The sequence below is a fragment of the Flavobacterium quisquiliarum genome (genome assembly GCF_019308285.1).
Classification (GTDB): Bacteria; Bacteroidota; Bacteroidia; order Flavobacteriales; family Flavobacteriaceae; genus Flavobacterium; species Flavobacterium quisquiliarum.
The window spans coordinates 371,411-390,947 of sequence record NZ_WWEM01000031.1 but is presented as its reverse complement, the minus strand read 5'-3'; the positions used below and the strand labels follow the sequence as shown (position 1 = coordinate 390,947).

At 33.0% G+C, this 19,537-nt stretch carries 11 protein-coding genes and 1 pseudogene; 5 read left to right on the top strand and 7 right to left on the bottom strand.

The window, feature by feature from the left end:
• Window positions 1–22: 22 nt before the first annotated feature.
• The 4 genes from GSY47_RS14035 (at window position 23) to GSY47_RS14020 (ending at window position 6,376) form a co-directional block, all read left to right on the top strand.
• The gene (locus GSY47_RS14035) at window positions 23–2,641 is read left to right on the top strand and encodes a gliding motility-associated C-terminal domain-containing protein (protein WP_219071414.1); all 2,619 of its coding nucleotides are present in this window, start codon (window positions 23–25) and stop codon (window positions 2,639–2,641) included.
• A 32-nt stretch (window positions 2,642–2,673) separates the two neighbouring features.
• Window positions 2,674–3,600 (top strand): PorP/SprF family type IX secretion system membrane protein, encoded by a 927-nt coding sequence (locus GSY47_RS14030; RefSeq protein ID WP_219071413.1) that lies wholly within the window; start codon window positions 2,674–2,676, stop codon window positions 3,598–3,600.
• 10 nt (window positions 3,601–3,610) lie between these two features.
• Complete coding sequence (locus GSY47_RS14025) at window positions 3,611–5,740, top strand: OmpA family protein (protein ID WP_179007096.1); 2,130 nt, start codon at window positions 3,611–3,613, stop codon at window positions 5,738–5,740.
• A gap of 147 nt (window positions 5,741–5,887) precedes the next feature.
• A complete protein-coding gene (locus GSY47_RS14020; protein ID WP_219071412.1) occupies window positions 5,888–6,376 on the top strand; it encodes a hypothetical protein in 489 nt (162 codons plus the stop codon).
• Window positions 6,377–6,445: 69 nt separating this feature from the next.
• Here the strand turns inward: GSY47_RS14020 and GSY47_RS14015 are convergent, their stop codons facing one another.
• Window positions 6,446–6,826: a DUF1573 domain-containing protein gene (locus GSY47_RS14015; protein WP_179007103.1), complete on the bottom strand. Its 381-nt coding sequence runs from the start codon at window positions 6,824–6,826 to the stop codon at window positions 6,446–6,448.
• A 287-nt stretch (window positions 6,827–7,113) separates the two neighbouring features.
• Between GSY47_RS14015 and GSY47_RS14010 the strand changes: the two genes are divergently transcribed.
• Window positions 7,114–9,747, top strand: coding sequence for a valine--tRNA ligase (locus tag GSY47_RS14010; protein ID WP_179007127.1), 2,634 nt, complete (start codon window positions 7,114–7,116; stop codon window positions 9,745–9,747).
• A 77-nt stretch (window positions 9,748–9,824) separates the two neighbouring features.
• Here GSY47_RS14010 and GSY47_RS14005 read toward each other — a convergent pair whose 3' ends face one another.
• From GSY47_RS14005 to GSY47_RS13980, 6 genes and pseudogenes are all read right to left on the bottom strand, one after another.
• Window positions 9,825–10,694, bottom strand: a complete 870-nt coding sequence (locus GSY47_RS14005; RefSeq protein ID WP_179007130.1) for a hypothetical protein — start codon at window positions 10,692–10,694, stop codon at window positions 9,825–9,827.
• 253 nt (window positions 10,695–10,947) lie between these two features.
• Window positions 10,948–12,260 (bottom strand): annotated as a pseudogene (locus tag GSY47_RS14000) (APC family permease).
• A 124-nt stretch (window positions 12,261–12,384) separates the two neighbouring features.
• On the bottom strand, window positions 12,385–14,691 hold the full coding sequence (locus tag GSY47_RS13995) for a TonB-dependent siderophore receptor (protein ID WP_179007134.1): 2,307 nt from the start codon (window positions 14,689–14,691) through the stop codon (window positions 12,385–12,387).
• A 232-nt stretch (window positions 14,692–14,923) separates the two neighbouring features.
• Complete coding sequence (locus GSY47_RS13990; protein ID WP_179007138.1) at window positions 14,924–15,649, bottom strand: DUF4198 domain-containing protein; 726 nt, start codon at window positions 15,647–15,649, stop codon at window positions 14,924–14,926.
• A gap of 144 nt (window positions 15,650–15,793) precedes the next feature.
• Entirely contained in the window at window positions 15,794–18,223 is a 2,430-nt protein-coding gene (locus GSY47_RS13985; RefSeq protein ID WP_179007141.1) for a TonB-dependent receptor, read from the bottom strand.
• A gap of 86 nt (window positions 18,224–18,309) precedes the next feature.
• Entirely contained in the window at window positions 18,310–19,461 is a 1,152-nt protein-coding gene (locus GSY47_RS13980; RefSeq protein WP_179007144.1) for a PepSY-associated TM helix domain-containing protein, read from the bottom strand.
• Window positions 19,462–19,537 lie beyond the last annotated feature (76 nt).

Genomic DNA, 19,537 nt, shown 5'->3' with positions numbered 1-19,537 from the left:
ATGTTTAACAAAAATTTAATCTATGGTAAAAAACTACATTAATTTCTTACAAATATTATTTGTTTTTACTTTTTTATTGATTTTACCCGTAAAAGTAACTGCTCAATGCGCAGGAACTAATGGACAATTGGATTTGTGTGCCACTATTACAGATCTGGCAAATCAGTCTATTTCATTGTTTTCTCTATTGGGTGGATCACCAGTGCCAGGGGGGACTTGGACAGGAACTACTTCTCGCGGTTTAGATGCTGTAAACGGAAAGTTGAATGCCCAGCTTATAAACAGCGGTGGAACTTATGTATATACTTATACCGCTCCCGCTACAGCTGGCTGTACAAACAATACGGCAAGAGTAACCATAACTATTGGTCCGTATGCAGGTGTTCCTGCTCCATACGCGACAGTGTGTAGTGATGAAAATTTTTTCAATCTTTTCACTGCTTTTAATGGTACAGTTATGGCACCACATACAAATGGAAACTGGACTGACAGCGATGGAAAACCTGTACCCACGTCTTCGATTCCTATAACTGATAAAGATGGAGCTTATGAATATACTTATACTGTACCACCTGTACCAGGTTGTAGTGAACCTTCTCAATCCGTAAAGGTAATTATTGCGGTAGTTAAAGCACCAAAGGAAGGAACTCCCAGTGATTTATTAATTTGTGCCGAAACTCAAATTTCACAGTACACAGCTTTAGATTTAAATACAAGACTTTCTGGTCAGGATAAAGGAGGCGAATGGTCTGGTCCAGGATTGGCAACTGCATCTGATTCTATTGTAAATTTAGAAGAATTATATAAGCAGCGTGGGCCAGGGGAGTATAAATATAGTTATACTGTTTCTGTTCCTAATAATAAAGTCTGTCCTGATAAAACAGCAGTGGTAAATGTTACCATAGAAAAACAACTTGATTTTACTGGTGCAAAAGTTGATGTCGTCAAAGATATTTGCGAGCCAGAAATACCAACAGCAACCTATGCTGCCATATTGACTCAGGGGACACAAGCTATACCAAATGGACAATATGAAGTAACATTTAATGTATCTGGACCAAATGGAGGAACAGAAAGTGTAACATCTAGTTTTGTGAATGGAGTCTTTAATTTTCCAGTTTCTTCCTCTTATTTTAGACAAGTTGGAAAATTTACTTTGACGATTATAAAAATCAAAGCAACTTCAAGTAAAGGAGCCTGTGCAAATATTATAAATAATTTATTTGATGTACTAGAAATACATGCAATTCCAAGACTTGATGGTGCAACTTTAAACTTAGATCCCACCTGTCAGAATAAAGATGCCCAAGCACATTTGACAAATGCCGCTTTGCTGCCAGATGGTAATTATAATATTACTTATAATGTTACAGGAGATAATTTTGCATTAGGACAAAGTCAGAATATTACAGTTTCGGGAGGAAAATCAGATTTTATAATTCCAGGAAATTTAAATAGAAACAGTGGTGCATCAACTATTGTAATTACAAGTATTACAAATACAGTAACAGGATGTACAAATTCAGCAAATGTAAGAGGGAATTTAGTTATAAATCCTCTTCAAAATGCTGCAACTGTTAGTGTTGTGGTAAATGATCAATGTCTTAATGACCCTGTTACAGCCGTAATTTCTGGGTTAGGCAACCTTACCGATATAACAATTTCCTATATGCTTTTAGGGGATAATTTAGCTTCCGAAATAATAAATCTTACGCCAGCTGGAGGAAAAGCTGAATTTCAAATTCCTGCAAATCTGCTTTTAAATACGGGATCAACAATTATTTCCTTAGCCAATTTAAAAAATAACATTACTGGATGCGATGTAAGTTTGAGCAATGTATTAGATAGTTTTATTATACATCCAATTCCAGTTGCGCCAACTGTAAATCCACAATCATTTTGTAAAGTAGATGAAGCTGCAGTTGCAAATTTAGTTCCAAACGGGAATCAATATAAATGGTATAATTCTCAGACAGCAGTAACTCCACTTGCAAGTACAGTATTGTTACAATCGGGTAATTATTATGTGAGAGAAACTTCCGTTGCAGGCTGTACTTCAGAACCTGCATTGGTTGTCGTTACCATAAACGATTCGCCAGTTCCGGTATTAAATTCAGATGGACAAAATTTCTGTGGACTAAATAATCCAACTATTGCCGATTTGTCCAATAATACCAATGTACCTTCAACTGTAGTCTGGTATGATGCTCCAAATGGAAATCTCTTATCAGCAACAACTCCATTAATTGAACAAGGAAAATATTACGGATTTAATTTCCCAAGTACAGATTGCTTTTCGTCAGAATATGTCGAAGTCACAGTAACCTTAACATCTTGTGATGATACACCAAATGACTTTTTTGTTCCCGATGGATTTTCGCCAAATGGAGATGGTGTTAATGATTCGTTTGTGATAAAAGATATTGAATTTTTATACCCAAATTATACTCTTGAAATTTATAATAGATACGGAAATGGTATGTATAAAGGAGATAAAAATAAACCAGCCTGGGATGGCATGAATTACGAAAGGAGCGGTATAGCTGGCGGAATTGCACCCAACGGAGTTTATTTTTATGTATTGCATTTTAATAAAGACAATAAACCGCCAAAACAAGGCCGTCTTTATTTGAACCGCTAAATCTCTTTATTATATTCTAATATAATTTTTAAATGAAAAAAATACTACTCTTTATAAATTTCCTTTTTTACTTATCAGTTGCTGCGCAGCAAGATCCGGAGTACACTCATTATATGTATAATATGAGCATAGTCAATCCAGCCTACGCAACAGGAGTACCTGCCATGATGAATTTTGGAGGACTATACAGGACACAATGGGTTGGGGCGGTAGGAGCTCCAAAAACCTTTACCTTTTTTGGACATAGTGCCATTACAGAAAAAATAGAAGCAGGAATCTCGTTCATCTCAGATGATATTGGTGATGGTGCTAAAAAAGAAAACAATGTCTACGCTGATTTTGCTTATGTTTTGAAATTAGGTGGTCAAAATAAATTATCGCTGGGTTTAAAAGCAGGATTTTCCTCTATGACAAGCAACTTTAATGGTTTTCGTTTTACAGATCCACAGACTGATTTTGCTTTTTCAGAAAATATAAACGCGACCAAACCTAATATTGGAGTCGGAGCTTATTATTTCAGGGATAATCTTTATGTTGGATTATCAGTTCCGAATTTACTGAAATCAAAATATATCCAAGAAAAATCAGGAGTTAATGCTTTTGGCTCAGAAGAAATACATACTTTTTTAACTGCAGGTTATGTTTTTCAACTGAATGATATGTTGAAATTGAAGCCTGCCTTTATGTCAAAATTTGTAAAAGGAGCTCCGATAACTTTGGATGTTACGGCCAATGTTTTGTACAACGAAAAGTTTGAGTTTGGTGCAGCCTATCGAATCGACGATTCTGTAAGTACATTATTTAATATCAATGTAACACCTACTTTGAGAGTGGGTTATGCTTATGATTATACGCTGACAAATTTTGGTCAGTTTAATTCAGGAACACATGAAATCATGTTGTTGTTTGATTTAGATCTATTAGGAAAAGGTTTTGATAAATCACCAAGATTCTTCTAAAATGAAAAATATGAAAAAACTACTCGTTATTATATTCGTATTTTCAATACAGTTTATAAATGCTCAGAATCAAGATTTAGCTAGAGCAAAGAAATTCTTTGATAGAACTTATTATACCGAAGCAATTGTTTTATACGAAAGACTTGCAGAAGAAAAACCTTCGCAGGAAATAATAAAAAACTTAGCAGATTCTTATTTCTATACTAACAATTTGGTTAAAGCACAGCGTTACTATCGACTTTTGGTTAATAATTATGGCAATAATTTAGATCGAGAATATTATTTTAGATATGCACAAACTTTAAAAGCAACCAATAGCTATGATGATGCCAACGCTGCTTTAAAAGAATATTATTCAAAATCATCCAATTCAGAAGATCTTGTTAATTTTGAAAAAGATTTAAAAACACTGGAAAATGTTTCGGCAATTGGAAAGCGTTTTGATATTAAAAATTTAGCTATAAATACACCAAATTCTGAATTTGGTGCAGTAAAATACAAGGATAATTTGGTTTTTGCGGGAGTTAAATTGAAACCGAATCTATTTGATAAAAAGTACAAATGGGGTAATGAAACTTATTTGAATCTTGTAAAAATTCCCTTGAAAAATATCAATGCATCAGATTCGATTGTACATTATTTTGCTAAAGAACTAAAAACTGGAATGCATGAATCGAATGCTGTTTTTACAAAGGATGGCAAAACGATGTACTTTACCCGCAACAATTCTAAAAATGGAAGAAAAAAGAGAGACGATAAGAAAATCTCAAACCTTCAGATTTTTAAAGCCGAATTGGTAAATGGAAAATGGGCAAATGTAACATCATTGCCATTCAATAGTCCGAATTATTCAACGGAACATCCAGCTTTAAGCGCTGACGAAAGAATCTTGTATTTTGCTTCAGATATGCCGGGTTCTTTAGGGTCTTTTGATATTTATTCGGTCAATGTCAATAGAGGAGCATTTGATACGCCAAAGAATTTAGGGCCAGAAATTAATACAAGTAAAAGAGAGCAGTTTCCTTTTGCTTCTGAGGATAATAAACTTTATTTTTCTTCAGATGGACATTTAGGCTATGGATCTTTGGATGTTTTTGTTTCTGAAATAAACGGAAATGAATATTCAAAACCAGTAAATATTGGATTGCCTTTAAACTCTAATTCAGACGATTTTGCTTTTAATATTGATTCGAATACGAAAGAAGGCTTTTTTGCATCCAATAGAGAAGGAGGAAAAGGAGGCGATGATATTTATCAATTCAAAGAAATCAAAGACTTAATTGTAGAAGATTGCAAACAATTTATTGCAGGAACGATTACTGATGTTGATACCAAATTGGCACTAGAAAATGCAACTGTAATTTTACAAGATTCAGAAAATAAAACTTTGAACACCATTACAACTGCTGCCGATGGAAAATTCAGTTTTACCGTTGCCTGCGAAGCTTCTTATAAAGTTTCGGCTTTTAAAGAAAAATATACAAATGAGTCAAAAGCATTGACTTTAGATAAAACAAGAGATAAAACAAATGATGCTTCATTAGCTTTAAAATCTTTAGAAGCTATCAAACTGGAAGAGAAGGAAAAAGCGGAAAAGAAAAGACAGCAGGAAATTATTATAGAAGAAGAAAACAAGAAAAAAGCTGAACTTGTTGCAATCGAATTAAAACAAAAAGAGAAAAAAGCTAAAGAACAAGAAATTGCTGCTGCAGAGGTTAAAAAACAGGAAAAAGTAAAAGAGATTTTAGCACAGGAAAAAGATGTGATAAAAGATAAAGACCGATTAATTATCAAAACAGATCCAATTTATTTTGATTATAATATGTGGTATATCCGTAAGGAGTCAAAAGTGGTTTTAGGAAGAGTAGTAGATTTGATGAAGAAATATCCAGGAATGATAATCGAAATTGGATCGCATACCGATTCGAGAGGAAATGCAAAATTCAATGAAGATTTATCTCAAAAAAGAGCCAATTCAACCCGAGAGTTTATCATTCAATCTGGAATAGAGGCTAAAAGAGTTGCTGCAAAAGGATACGGAGAATCGGTTCCAATTATAAAATGCAAAACGGATGAGGCTTGTTCTGAAGAAGATCATGAGCTAAACAGAAGATCCGAATTCGTAATTAAGAATTTATAATTTTTCAAGTAAACCCGACAGGTTTTTATCCCGAATTTTTGGGACTGTCGGGTTTCATTTTTTTAAGAAAATTTTGCTAAAATCTTTTTGTTGATTTCTTTTTTCTTTAATTTTATAGAATAACCTTGAAACATAAATAACGAAAATATGAAAAATCTAGTTTTACCTTGTCTTCTTGTAATCTGCATCGGATTTCAAAGTTGTAAAAATGAAGAAAAACAAAAAGAAGCCGCTGCTGCAAAAGCAGATGCAGAAACAATTGTAAGTACAGAATGCTATAAAGCGATATACGAACAAGATACAATCGATTTAAAACTGAATACTTTAAAAAATGGTAAAGTGTCGGGACAAATGGTGATGAAAGTTGCTCCTGTAACTGTTAGAACTGGTGAGGTGGCTGGTGAGTTTCATGGAGATACCTTGTTTGTCGATTATACTTTTAGAGAATCAGCCAGTAAAGACAAAACTTTTAAAAATCCAATGGCATTGTTAAAACGTGATAAGCAGCTTATTTTAGGAAACGGAACCATGCAGACTACAATGGGGGTTACCTATTTGGTAAAAGACAAACCAATCGATTTTGATCGTGTGAAATATAAGTTTGACTTAGCACAATGCGGAACAGGGACTAAATAAACTTGATATTAAAATAAAAAGCCGTTTCTAATTAAAGAAACGGCTTTTGTAATTTATAATTTAAGTTTTTTATAAAACTTCACCTTTAATTTTAAGAGCTACGCGCCCGTCAGGATAGTTTACTGCATTTGTTTCAACAGTAATTGTTTTACGAATTGGTCCTGAAGCCATATTGTATTTAACATCTATTTTTCCTTTTTTGCCCGGCTGAATTGCTACCGATGGTTTTGTAACCACAATAGAACTTACAGTTGATTCTGCGCCTGTAATTAATAAAGGAGCGTCTCCAGTATTAGTAAATTCAAAGGAGCGCAGTCCGTTATCAGTTTTAGAAATTTTTCCATAATCAATTGTATTGTCTGGGGCTGCAAATTCAATTTTTGGGCCATTTTGTGCATAACTTATTGCGCTAAACAATAAGACTGCAATAAAAGAGGCTGCATTTTTCATATGAAATCGTTTTTTAATTGTAAGTAAATATACATTCTTTTAATTAACACACAAATTATTATTTCTCTTTTTATAGTCTACTTAATTATTTACTTTTGCTGTCAATTATAATTACAAAAATTGAACCAAATTTTTGTTTAACTGTTTAATCGTTTATTTGTTTGATCGTTGGGATTGAATTATAAATGATGCTTTTAGAACAGAAAAATAATTAAATAATTCAATTTTGCATTTTAATAATCAAAACCGTTAAACGGTTAAACAAATAAACGATTAAACATATATAAATGACAATTCCAGCACAATTTGACGCTAAAGCGATTGAGAACAAATGGTATGAGTATTGGATGAAAAATAACTATTTTCATTCAGAACCTGATCATAGAACACCTTATACAATTGTAATCCCGCCGCCAAACGTCACTGGAGTCCTTCACATGGGACATATGTTGAATAATACGATTCAGGATGTTTTAATTCGTCGCGCGCGTCTTAAAGGATTTAACGCTTGTTGGGTTCCGGGAACGGATCACGCTTCTATCGCTACTGAAGCAAAAGTGGTGGCAAAATTAAAAGCAGAAGGGATCAATAAAAATGATTTAACTCGTGAAGAATTCCTAAAACACGCTTGGGAATGGACAGATAAATATGGTGGAACAATCTTGGAACAACTTAAGAAATTAGGAGCTTCTTGCGATTGGGAACGCACTAAATTTACAATGGATCCGGATATGTCGGCATCTGTAATTAAATCGTTTGTTGATTTATATAACAAAGGATTAATCTACAGAGGATACCGTATGGTTAACTGGGATCCGGAAGCTAAAACAACTTTATCTGACGAAGAAGTAATTTACGAAGAACAACAAGGAAAATTATTTTTCTTAAAATATAAAATCGAAGGTTCAGAAGATTTCTTGACCATTGCAACGACACGTCCTGAGACTATCTTTGGAGATACTGCTATCTGTATTAATCCAAACGATGAGCGTTTTACATATTTAAAAGGGAAGAAAGCGATTGTTCCAATCTGCGGAAGAGTAATTCCAATTATTGAAGATGAATATGTAGATGTAGAATTCGGTACAGGATGTTTGAAAGTAACGCCTGCGCACGATATGAATGATAAAACTTTAGGTGAAAAGCACAATCTTGAAATCGTTGATATTTTTAATGAAGACGCGACTTTAAACAGCTTCGGATTACATTATCAAGGAAAAGATCGTTTTGTGGTTCGTAAAGAAATCGAAAAAGAACTTCAAGAAATCGGAGCTTTAGCAAAAACAGAAATTCACTTAAATAAAGTAGGAACTTCTGAAAGAACTAAAGCCGTAATCGAACCAAGATTATCAGATCAATGGTTTCTTAAAATGGACGATTTGGTAAAACCAGCAATTAAATCGGTTTTAGAAACAGGAGATATTAAATTACATCCAAAACGTTTTGAAAACACGTATGCACATTGGTTAAACAACATTCGCGATTGGAATATTTCTCGTCAGTTATGGTGGGGACAACAAATTCCAGCATACTATTATGGAGACGGAAAAGAAGATTTCGTAGTAGCAGAAAATATTGAAGATGCATTAGCTTTAGCAAAAGAAAAAACCAACAACCAACAACTAACAACCGACAACCTTAAACAAGATGTTGATGCGTTAGACACGTGGTTTTCATCATGGTTATGGCCAATGTCTGTTTTTGGTGGAATTATGGATCCAGAAAGTCCAGATTTCAAATATTACTATCCAACAAATGACTTGGTTACAGGTCCGGATATTTTATTTTTCTGGGTTGCAAGAATGATTATTGCAGGTTATGAATATGCTGGCGAAAAACCATTTACAAATGTATATTTGACAGGTTTAGTTCGTGATAAACAACGTCGTAAAATGTCTAAATCATTAGGAAATTCTCCTGATCCTCTAGATTTGATCGATAAATTTGGTGCTGATGGTGTTCGTGTAGGATTGCTTTTAAGCGCTTCTGCAGGAAACGATATCATGTTTGACGAAGAATTGTGTAATCAAGGAAAAGCGTTCTCAAACAAGATTTGGAATGCATTCAAATTGATTAAAGGTTGGGAGGTTTCAGAAACTATCGCGCAGCCAGAATCATCAAAAGTAGCAATCGAATGGTACGAAGCGAAATTACAGCAGACTTTAGTTGACATCGAAGATAATTTTGAGAAATACAGAATTTCAGATTCTCTAATGGCAATTTATAAATTGGTTTGGGATGATTTCTGTTCTTGGTTCTTAGAAATGATCAAGCCAGCGTATCAACAACCAATTGACAGCGTAACTTTCGCGAAAGCGATCGAAATGTTAGAAAGTAATTTGAAATTACTTCATCCATTTATGCCTTTCTTAACTGAGGAAATTTGGCAATTGATTGCAGAAAGAACTCCAGAGGAAGCTTTAATCGTTTCGACTTGGCCAGAGTTAAAACCTTTTGACGCTAAATTAATTGCTGATTTTGAAAATTCAATTGAAGTGATTTCTGGAATTAGAACCATTAGAAAAGATAAAAATATTCCGTTTAAAGATGCAATCGAATTAAAAGGAATCAACAGCGAAAATGTTTCGACTTATTTTGATTCAATCATTACGAAATTAGGAAACGTTTCTGCTTTCGAATATGTTTCTGAAAAAGTAGATGGCGCTTTATCTTTCCGTGTAAAATCAAATGAATATTTCATTCCGATTACAGGAAATATAGACGTTGAAGCTGAAATCGCAAAACTGACAGAAGAATTGAATTATACAAAAGGATTCTTGAAATCAGTAGAAGCAAAACTTTCAAACGAGAAATTCGTAAACGGAGCTCCTGAAAAAGTTTTAAACATAGAAAAACAAAAACAAGCTGATGCTTTGGCAAAAATTGCCACGATCGAGCAGAGTTTAGCTGGATTGAAATAAGAGTTTCTTTATAACATAAATCCCAATACTGAAATTATAGTATTGGGATTTTTTGTTTTTTATTGGATTATGAAAAATTAATAATAAGTATAATTTTTTTTGATAAGATATAGCATTTGGTTAGTACTATAATGATCGCGCTGCTCTTTTGGGTAACCATCTATATTAAGATCATAACTATATCGATAAACTTCAGTAAAGAATCCATTTATTTGTTCGCTGAAAAAAATTACATTATTAGAATTGCTAATGTCAAAAATGTCAAGATGTCTGTTAAAAACGTTTTGAAAAGTATAAGCAAAAAATAATTTATCAAACCCTGTGATGTTTTTATAAATATTAGGATTTTTATCATACTCTTGTGTAATAGTAGAATATATTTTTCCGTCTGCAGTAAACTTCTCTCTTTTTATTATATTACCGTCCTTAAAATAAAGTCTTGCTTTTGGAAATGGATCGCTCAAATACCAGACGTTAAGAGCTAAGCTATAAGAATAAATATCAATATCTACAATATTCTCAGAAACGTAATTATAAACTAATTTGGTTTCATTAAGAGGAGCGTAAAGTCCATTACCGTTTTTAAATATTGCAGTTTTTAGTTTATTGTCTTCATATGAATATTCATTATTAACACGCAAGTCATCATTAACGTATCCCTCCTCTTTGGTAATTAAATCTCCTGTATATGTGTATTTAATTTTATAAATGCCAACATAAAGCTTATCAGCGCTTGCCTCAGTGATTTTAAAACCATCGTAACTAAACTTCGTTGGTGAATCTGGAGAAGAGCTTACTTCTTGAATTGTTTTAATTAAAGCTCTAGTGTTTTCTTTGGGAGTATTAGTACTTTCGTTGGGTACATCAGTTTCATCTGTCGTTTCATTATTTGAGCAAGATGTTAAAATTAGTAGTATAGCCCCAATAAATGGAATTAGTTTTTTCATTAAGTTTATTATTTGAATAGTAGGATAAGTTCTTGTCTTATGTGTTTTTCTGAATTGTAAATGTCATATTTTTCTTTTTGAAAAGAAAAATAAATCGAAAGAAACTTGTTGAATTTATGGTTTTAAGCTGTTCCACCACAAATTAGTTCGTATATCGCTATCGCTCGGGTGACGTATCATGTTTTTTCAATCTTTGTAATTCGTGAATTTCTAAACACATAGATTATAAAAATAAAAATTCGTGAATTCGTGGCTATTTTTTTCTCTTCAAAACCAAAAACAAAGGATAAGAAATCAATGTAATTCCAATAATTAGAGCAAAAGCAATAGGATCGCTATAAATAAAGCCTAATAATAATCCAATCGAAATAATAATCGCTATTATAGTGGTCCAAGGGTACAAAAAAGAACGATAAGGCCTTGGTAAATCTGGTTCAGTTGTTCTTAGTCTTAAAAGTGAATAATAGGCCAGTCCCCAAACAATTATAGAGATAAAAGCGGCGAAAGAAAACAATACTTCAAAAGAACCAATACAGATTAAAAACAAGCTGAAAAGAGATGAAACCAAAAGCGCTACAATTGGTGTTCCGCCTTTATTGACTTGTGTTCCCTCTTTGATGAAAAATCCGTCTCGGCTCAATCCGTAAAGAATTCTTGGTGGAATCATCATAAAAGCATTCAGAATACTTATTAAAGAGAAAATAGAAATTATAGTAACGATTTTAGCACCATTTTCTCCAAAAAGTATTTTAGCAACATCGGCTGCTGCCAAATTTGATTTGGCTAAAGTTTCGATTGGTAAAACATGAAAAAAGGCAGCATTTACTAGAATATAAATTACGACAACGAGCAAAACTCCGCTACATAAAGATTTCGGAATGTTTTTGCTTGGATCATCATTTTCTTCAGCAAAAAACAAACGGCGTTCCAGCCGTTATAAGTTCCTATAATAAGCTGTAATGACTTAAAAAAGCCAAAAATAATTCCGATTTGAAAGAAGGAACTATTGGTTTTGATTTTTGGAACTTCAACTCCTGAATACATAAAACAAGCAATTACCAAAGCCACAAAACAAATCACTTTTAAAAAACTGGTAATCTGCTGAATTACGCTTCCGTTTTTCACTCCGCTTAAGTGTAATAAAATAAATGCAACGAGTAAAGAAATTGATATTACCGTAGAATAATTAGTCAATTCTGGAAATAAAATAATAGTATATTCACTAATCACAATACAGTAAAATGCGGGCGGAATAGCATTGACGATATAATCGTACCAACCCGAAAGAAAACCTGCATAATCACCCAAAGCTCTTTTGATGTAATTATAAGAACCGCCGGCTTTTGGTAACATTGTTGCCAGTTCAGAATAAGAATTCGCTCCCAATAAAACATATAAACCGCCAAAAAGCCAAGAAGCAAGAATTAGCCAGTAATTATCTAATAATCCTGCTATGGAACCTGGAGTACGTAAAATCCCAACTCCAATTGTTCCGCCAATTAATACGGCAATATTAAAACTTAGACCTAATGTTTTCTTTAATTGGTTTTGTGTGGAATCTGACATCTGAATATTAATTTCAGTAAAAGTAGTAGTATTAATTGAAGTATTATTTTGTTTAAAAAGAAATCCCAAGATTTTCTTTTTTTACAGAAAATCTTGGGATTAATCAAAAATCTAATTCAATATTTTAGAATTTATAACGAAGACTTGTCATAACCTGACGTGGTGCTATGGGGTTTACACTATAATTTTCGTGAACTGTATAGTTTAACTCGTTTGTAATGTTTGATAATCGGCATAAGATTGAGAACTTTCTCCATTCATAACCAAGAGAAGCATCCACAGTAACGTATCCTTCTAACGGAATATCACGATCTCTAATAGTTATAGTGTAAGCTGGATCTGGCTTTGGATTCGTTGGAGTAGGAGTAACTGCTGTCCAAAGATAATCATCATTCCATCCTCCAGTACGATCACCAATATAGTTACCAATAGCTCCAAAAGTTAATCCTTTAAATAAACCGCTAGGCAATTTATAGAAAAAGCTCAAATTAGCAGTATTTCTTGGAGTTCTTGCTAAAACATCTCCAACAACAAGACTTCCATTTGTTCCTGATGATTTTGATACTTTAGTTTCGTTAAAACTATAACCAGCGATAATATTTAATCCTTCTACAGGATAGGCTGTAATATCAATCTCAACACCTTTTCCTTTTGTAGCTCCTACTAACTCTTTAATAGAAGTGTTAGCATTTTGTGTAACACCATCTGCTAAAAAAGGAGCAGTTTGTGCTAAATTGTTATTTGTAATTTGATAAACTGTAACGTTTGTACTCAAAAGACCTCCCCAGAAATCTTTTTTTACACCTGCTTCATATTGATCTATAATAGATGGATCTAAAGGTTTTGCATCAACTGTTGTTCCTGTGTTTGGAGTAAAAGAATTAGAATAACTTGCAAATAAAGATAAGTCTTTAGTAGGCTGTACAACCAATCCAGCTTTTGGTGAAAAAGCTTTATTTATTGCTTTTGCTCCTGTTACAGGTATTGCATTTTCGTAAGTAGTTGTAATGACATTTACATTATTCTTTTTCTCTATAACTTCTTTTGTAGTGGTAGCTTCGCTTTCTTGCCATGACCAGCGTAATCCTGCCAGAACTTTTATGTATTTATTTATTGAAACTAAATCTTGAAAATAGGCTCCAAAACGTTGAGTTTCTGTATTCGTTAATTGAGTAGTTCTTGTTGGATAAGGAATAACAGTACTTTGCGTGCTATAATCGTAATTATATAAGTTTATAGCGGTAGCTTCTGTTGTTAAAAGGTCTGCAGGTTTTCCAGGAGCATAGAATCCAAAAGTATAACTAGGAGCAATAGAATCTTCATAATCAACCCCGGTAAATATCTGATGTTTGATTGATCCTGTATTAAAAGTTCCCTGAAGACTTAATTGATCACCAAAAATGTTTTCAGCAGCATCTGATTTTGTTAAACCGCGTTTCCAGTTTCCGTTAGCGTCAATTGTACTTAATTGTGCAGTAGAAGTTTGTGCTCTTCTATAGTATTGATAAGAAGAATTAAAATTTAATTTCCAGTTTTTATTAAACTCATGATTAAATAACATAGATGCACTGGAAGATTTAGTATTTGCAGTTGACCAAAGTGCTCCGTAAAATTCGTTACGAGGAAGGTCTAAAATAGTCTTTCCATAAATTCCGGTACCAAAATCCGGAGTCCAGTCGGCACTTAAATAATCTCCTTGTAAAGTAATTTGGGTTTTATCTGACAGATGAAATAAAAATGAAGGATTTACATAAATACGTTCGTTTTTAACATAATCTCTGAAGCTTTCAGAGTTTTCATAAGATCCTGTAAAACGGTATGCAATAGATTTATTTAAAGGACCATAAAAATCAATAGAAGGTTTGTAATAAGCGTAACTTCCTAATTGCATAGATACTTCACCACCCTGAGTAAATTTTGGTGTTTTAGTAACCAAATTCATGATTCCCCCCGGAGCTACATTTCCATACAATAAAGCAGAACCTCCTTTTAAGAATTCTACCTTCTCTAAAGAAGAAACTTCAGGAATTGAACCCGCATTATAGCGGAAACCGTTTTTAAACATGTTATTGGTACTCATATCATATCCTCTTGAAAAGAAAGATTCCTGCGCGCCACCACGAGCAGATCCAACATAAACACCATTTAAGTTCTTTACTACTTCACTTAATCTGATAGCTTGCTGTTGTTCTATAATTTCGCTGCCAACGATTTGAACACTTTGTGGCAAGTCCATTACTTTAATTCCGGAACGGGCAGCTTCAATTGGTTTTTTAGGTTTATTTGCGGTGATTAAAACTTCATTAAGAGTTTCTCCTTTTTTATTTTTTACAGTATCGGTGACTGATGAAGTAGTTTCCCTACCTGAATAATCCTGACCGTAAGAGACAAAACTCAATAATCCTAGTGCTAATAGTAAATTATATTTCATGGTATTTATTTAGATTCAATAAAAATTATCGAGTGCAAATATAAATACACATCTTCTTTAACAGGAAATTATGAAGTGGTTTTCTTACTTAAACCTTGCTTAGTTCTTTCTTAAGATTTGCTTAAGAATTTTCTAATGATATTTTAATTTTGTATTAATGTTTAAAAAAAACCTTGCCGTGAAGCAAGGTTTTTTCAATCGAAATTAAATCTAAGAATATATTTTAATGGAATTATTTTACAACGATTTGGTAAGTAGCCATTTTCCAGATTTCATCGTACTTTTTACCATTATGTTCTCCAGAAGCTTTGTCAGTATGAGCATATTCTACCATGTAGTTTCCAGACCAGATTGGTGTAAAAGAGAATTCTCCTTTATCGTTTGTCCATAATTCTTTTTCCCATCCGTTTGGAGCGATAACTTTAATTTTTGCTTCCTTGGCAATAGCACCTTCGTAAGAAGCTACTCCGGTAACTTTTGTGTCTTTTTTAGCTAAATCTGCATTTTCTGAGAAAACAGCAATTTTGTTTGTATTGGCTGTAATATTGTTTCCTGAAGCTTTGTTTCCGACAACTACAGTTGCACTTGAGTTATAATCTAATTTCATTGTGCCATAAATATCTTTTACAGTATGCTGCATTACAATAGTGTAAACTCCATCTTCTGTTGGAGTAAAGAAAGCTTGATATTTATTGTCTAAAGCTTTAGAAGTAAGTTTAGTTTCTTTTTTTGAAGGAGAAATAACTACTAAAGTGAAATCTTTTAAATCTGAAAACCATTTATCGGCTTTTGTAATGTCGTTATCAGAGAATTCTCCAAAGTAAATAGAAATTTCCTGAGCTTTTCCCTTTGTTCCAGTTGCTTTAGTTTCGATCCAAAGTGCGTGAGCAAAGATTTGAGGTGCAGCAAAAAGCATTAAAAATAAAAAAGTTAATGTTTTTAGTGTATTTGATTTCATACGATCAAGTTTAAAATTAGTAGAATGATATTTTTTACAAACATAAACCTTATTTAGAATAATTAAAAATTAAAAAGCATAAAAAGTCTCAAAATCCATAAAATATTAAATGGCTTTGAGGCTTTTTTGTGATTTAAATTTTATTTAGAATTTGTAGGCAAAACTTGCTACGACATTTCTAGGTTTTTGAGGATTTACTGTTGACCAGCCTCCGTTAAAATAATCTTTGTTTGTAATATTATTGACATTTAAGCTTATGCGGAATTTAGTTGCATTGTAAAAAACCGAACTATTAAGGACAGTATAAGAAGGAAGAATAAATTTCCCTGTCACTTCACTGTCTAAAATGGCATTATCACTGGCATAATTTCCTCCAAAACCAAGACCAAAATTCTCTAATAAACCTTCGTCAAATTTATAACTTGTCCAAAAGTTTATTAAGTTTTTAGGACCAGCCCAAAACGGTCTTTTTCCTTGATCTAGCCAAACATTGTTTTCGTCTCCTTTGGTAATTTTGCTGTCATTATAACTGTAGCCTGCAATAATGCTTAGACCTTTTATTGGTGAAGCATTTAAGTCGACTTCAAAACCGTTGCTTCTTGCTTCTCCGCCTTGAGCGCTATACATTGGATTACTCGTTACCAAATTAGCTACATTAATAGTATAATAGCTTATTGTTGTAGTCAATTTATCTGAAAATAAATCAGTTTTTACTCCTGCTTCTAGTTGATTCGCATGCTCAGGTTTAAAAGTTTGTGAACCAATGAAATTTCCATTATTATCGTAGATTGCACTAGGTGCTATATTTTTAAAACCATTCATATAATTAGCAAAAACAGACAATTGGTCTTTAATTGGTTGATAGACTACTCCAAATTTTGGTGACAAAGCTGTTTGTGTATAATTATCATTATCTGTTTTAACGTTTCCTTCTGTATCAAAATAATCGACTCTTAAACTGGCCATTACCATAAAAGTGGGAAATATATTAAGTACATCTGAAACATAAGCGCTGTAAGTAGCATCTTTAGATTGATAATCTGGTCCAGGTTCTGCTGCAAGTAAATTATCGACAGAAGCAACAGTCAGGTAATTTGGATTAAGATTATCAAATTGCCTAATTTCTCCTTGTGGTGTCAGATTATAAAGTTTTCCATAGCCTGTACCTCTAAAAGTGACATCTCTTTTGAAATAATCAAGACCAGCAACAATTCGATTTCGCATGGGACCGATTTTAACGTCTCCTATAAAATTCTGCTGTATGTCTGTAGTTGCCGTTTGCGAATTTTCATTGGTAATCCATAAAGCAAAATCTCCGTTTCCGTCTTCATTATCATAAATATAAGAGTAATATCCTTTTGACTTAGAAGTTCCTCTGGAATAAACAGTTTGCGAAGTCCATTTTGAAGAAATTTTATAATTCATATGGGCTTGTAAATTAAATCGAGGATTTTTTATAGGCAGGTCATTACTATAAAAAGATAAATTGGTATTATAGTTCAGTTCAGCTAAATTGGCAAATTGCAAAGGAGCATCTCTTCCTAAAAACAACATTGACGGTGTTGTTTTTTCTTCTGTCATAAATTCTGTATTGACTAAAAAAGAAAGTCTTTCATTTACTTTATAGGATAAACTTGGAGCAATAAAATAAGAAGTTCTAAAACCAGCATCCTGAAAACTGTTCTCTGTTTGAAATGAAGAATTAATTCTAAACAAAAGAGAATTGGTTTTATCTAAAGAAGTATTCAAATCTACTGTAGCTCGATTTAAACCGAAGCTTCCTGTTAGATAGGAAACTTCGCCTCCAAAACCGCTGTAAGGTTTTTTAGTAACAGTATTAATAAGTCCCCCGTAACTAACTAGACTGCTTCCAAATAAAGTTCCAGATGGTCCTTTGATCACTTCAATTCTTTCAATATTGGCAGGGTCTAATGTTCCGCTGGTAAGTCCTGGTAGACCATTTACCATGTTTGCCTGAACTTCAAATCCGCGGAGCGAATAATAGGAGCCTCCGTCGCCTCCGCGTCCCGTCGATTCCCATAATTTCTGGATTCCAGGAACATTTTTCAGAGCATCTTCATAATTCGTAATGGCTTGCTCTTTCATCAATTCAGATGAAACGATGTTGTAAACTTGAGGATTTTCAATGTTTTTGAGAGGCATTTTTGAAACGTAGTTGCTTTGTTTCGGAAAAGATTTTCCTCTATTCGCATTAATAAAAACTTCTTTTAGCTCTTTATTCGAAACAGTCAATTTTAAATTGATTATGGTGGTTTCATCAGCTGTAACCGTTATTTGTTTTTCTACTGTTTCATATCCAGTTAATGAAACTTGTAAAGTATAACGGTTTGATTTTAAACGGTTAAATTCAAAAGCACCATCTTCATTACTGATAGTGCTATATTTTGAATTTTTAAGGATGATATTCACTCCAACAGCCAATTCGCCTTCTGATGTTGTAATTACTCCTTTAATTTTTCCTAAGTTTTGTTGTGCAAATACATTGCAAGAGAAAAACAGCAATAAACAGATTTTGGTAAGGACCTGTTTAAAGCCAAAATTTGAATAATTCATGGTATTTCTTTTTTTTTGGACTTGTTTGTTATTTAGAATAAATCAAAACAGGGCAAAAATAGAAATTATAATTTTTTCAGCAATCATTATTTACTAGTTGTTACATTCTTTTTTTTATTATTTCTTCCCCACCAAATTAGAAAGCCTGAAATCGGTAAACTAGCACAAATCAAACTGGCAAAAAAGGCAAGTACTTTACCTGGAAAACCTAGTATGCTGCCAACATGCAGATCGTAATTTAGGAATCTAAATTTCTCGCCATTGTTTTTGTCTTTATATTTTATTGATCTAAGAGGTTTGGCTGTATATTGATCATAATCTGTAGCGGTATCATCAAAGCGACTTTTGTATCTGATAAATGTATTGTAAGTCGCAAGCGAATCATTCTCTTTTGGAAGAAATAGATAATAACTTTTTGCTTTTGGATGTGATTGTTTTACAGAAGCGTAAATTTTATCAAGCGGTCTGTTTTTGCTGTATTGAGTAGTATCTGAAACTACTCTTTCTCTTTTAAATGTTTTTCCTCCATTAAGTAACCATTGAACGCCCTTATCATAAGATTGAAATGCCCAAACCAATCCTGTAAGTGCAATTAGTAAGGCGAAAAGCATGGAATAAAATCCAAGAATATTATGTAAATCGTAGTTTTTTCGTTTCCATTTCGTGCTGTCTTTCCATTGAAACCAAAAACGTTGTTTAGCAGCCTGTTTGTTTTTTGGCCACCAAAGAATAAGCCCAGTAATTAAGGAAATGATAAAGATAATCGTAGCCGTTCCAGTAATAGGATCTCCAATTTTGCTGTTAAGGCATAATGTCTGATGCAGCATTCGGACAAAAACAAAAAACTCAAAATTGACATTTTCCTGTTTTTTAACCACTCCACTGTAAGGATCTACATAAAGATAAGTGCTTTGGTACTGGTTCCAATACCAAAAGGCATCTGGATTTAATTCTTCATAAAACCAGATAATTATGGTGCGGTCATCTTCATTCAGTATTCGGCATCCTGAAATAGATTCTTTTGGATTTTTGTTGGCTTTTTTTGCAATTTCTATGATCTGGCTCAGAGGCAGTTTTTTTTCTTTTACCTGATCTACGTAATAATAATCATGAACAATGGGGCGTAATTCCTCCTCAAAAGAGTACAAGCATCCCGTAATACCCAATATAACTACAATTAAGCCAGATGCTAATCCCAGCCATAAGTGAATTTTAAGAATGAGTTTTTTAAAAGTCATAAAAGTAATTCTGATTGTTATAATTAAAAGCGCCTCAATTTTATAAATTGAGGCGTCAGTTTAATTGTTTTAGGTC

Excerpts from the sequence above, each read along its gene's own strand:
- GSY47_RS13985 (WP_179007141.1), bottom strand. The coding sequence starts at position 18,223 with ATGAATTATTCAAATTTTGGCTTTAAACAGGTCCTTACCAAAATCTGT.
- GSY47_RS14025 (WP_179007096.1), top strand. The coding sequence starts at position 3,611 with ATGAAAAAACTACTCGTTATTATATTCGTATTTTCAATACAGTTTATA.
- GSY47_RS14005 (WP_179007130.1), bottom strand. The coding sequence starts at position 10,694 with ATGAAAAAACTAATTCCATTTATTGGGGCTATACTACTAATTTTAACA.
- GSY47_RS13990 (WP_179007138.1), bottom strand. The coding sequence starts at position 15,649 with ATGAAATCAAATACACTAAAAACATTAACTTTTTTATTTTTAATGCTT.
- GSY47_RS13995 (WP_179007134.1), bottom strand. The coding sequence starts at position 14,691 with ATGAAATATAATTTACTATTAGCACTAGGATTATTGAGTTTTGTCTCT.
- GSY47_RS14015 (WP_179007103.1), bottom strand. The coding sequence starts at position 6,826 with ATGAAAAATGCAGCCTCTTTTATTGCAGTCTTATTGTTTAGCGCAATA.
- GSY47_RS14020 (WP_219071412.1), top strand. The coding sequence starts at position 5,888 with ATGAAAAATCTAGTTTTACCTTGTCTTCTTGTAATCTGCATCGGATTT.
- GSY47_RS14035 (WP_219071414.1), top strand. The coding sequence starts at position 23 with ATGGTAAAAAACTACATTAATTTCTTACAAATATTATTTGTTTTTACT.
- GSY47_RS14010 (WP_179007127.1), top strand. The coding sequence starts at position 7,114 with ATGACAATTCCAGCACAATTTGACGCTAAAGCGATTGAGAACAAATGG.
- GSY47_RS13980 (WP_179007144.1), bottom strand. The coding sequence starts at position 19,461 with ATGACTTTTAAAAAACTCATTCTTAAAATTCACTTATGGCTGGGATTA.
- GSY47_RS14030 (WP_219071413.1), top strand. The coding sequence starts at position 2,674 with ATGAAAAAAATACTACTCTTTATAAATTTCCTTTTTTACTTATCAGTT.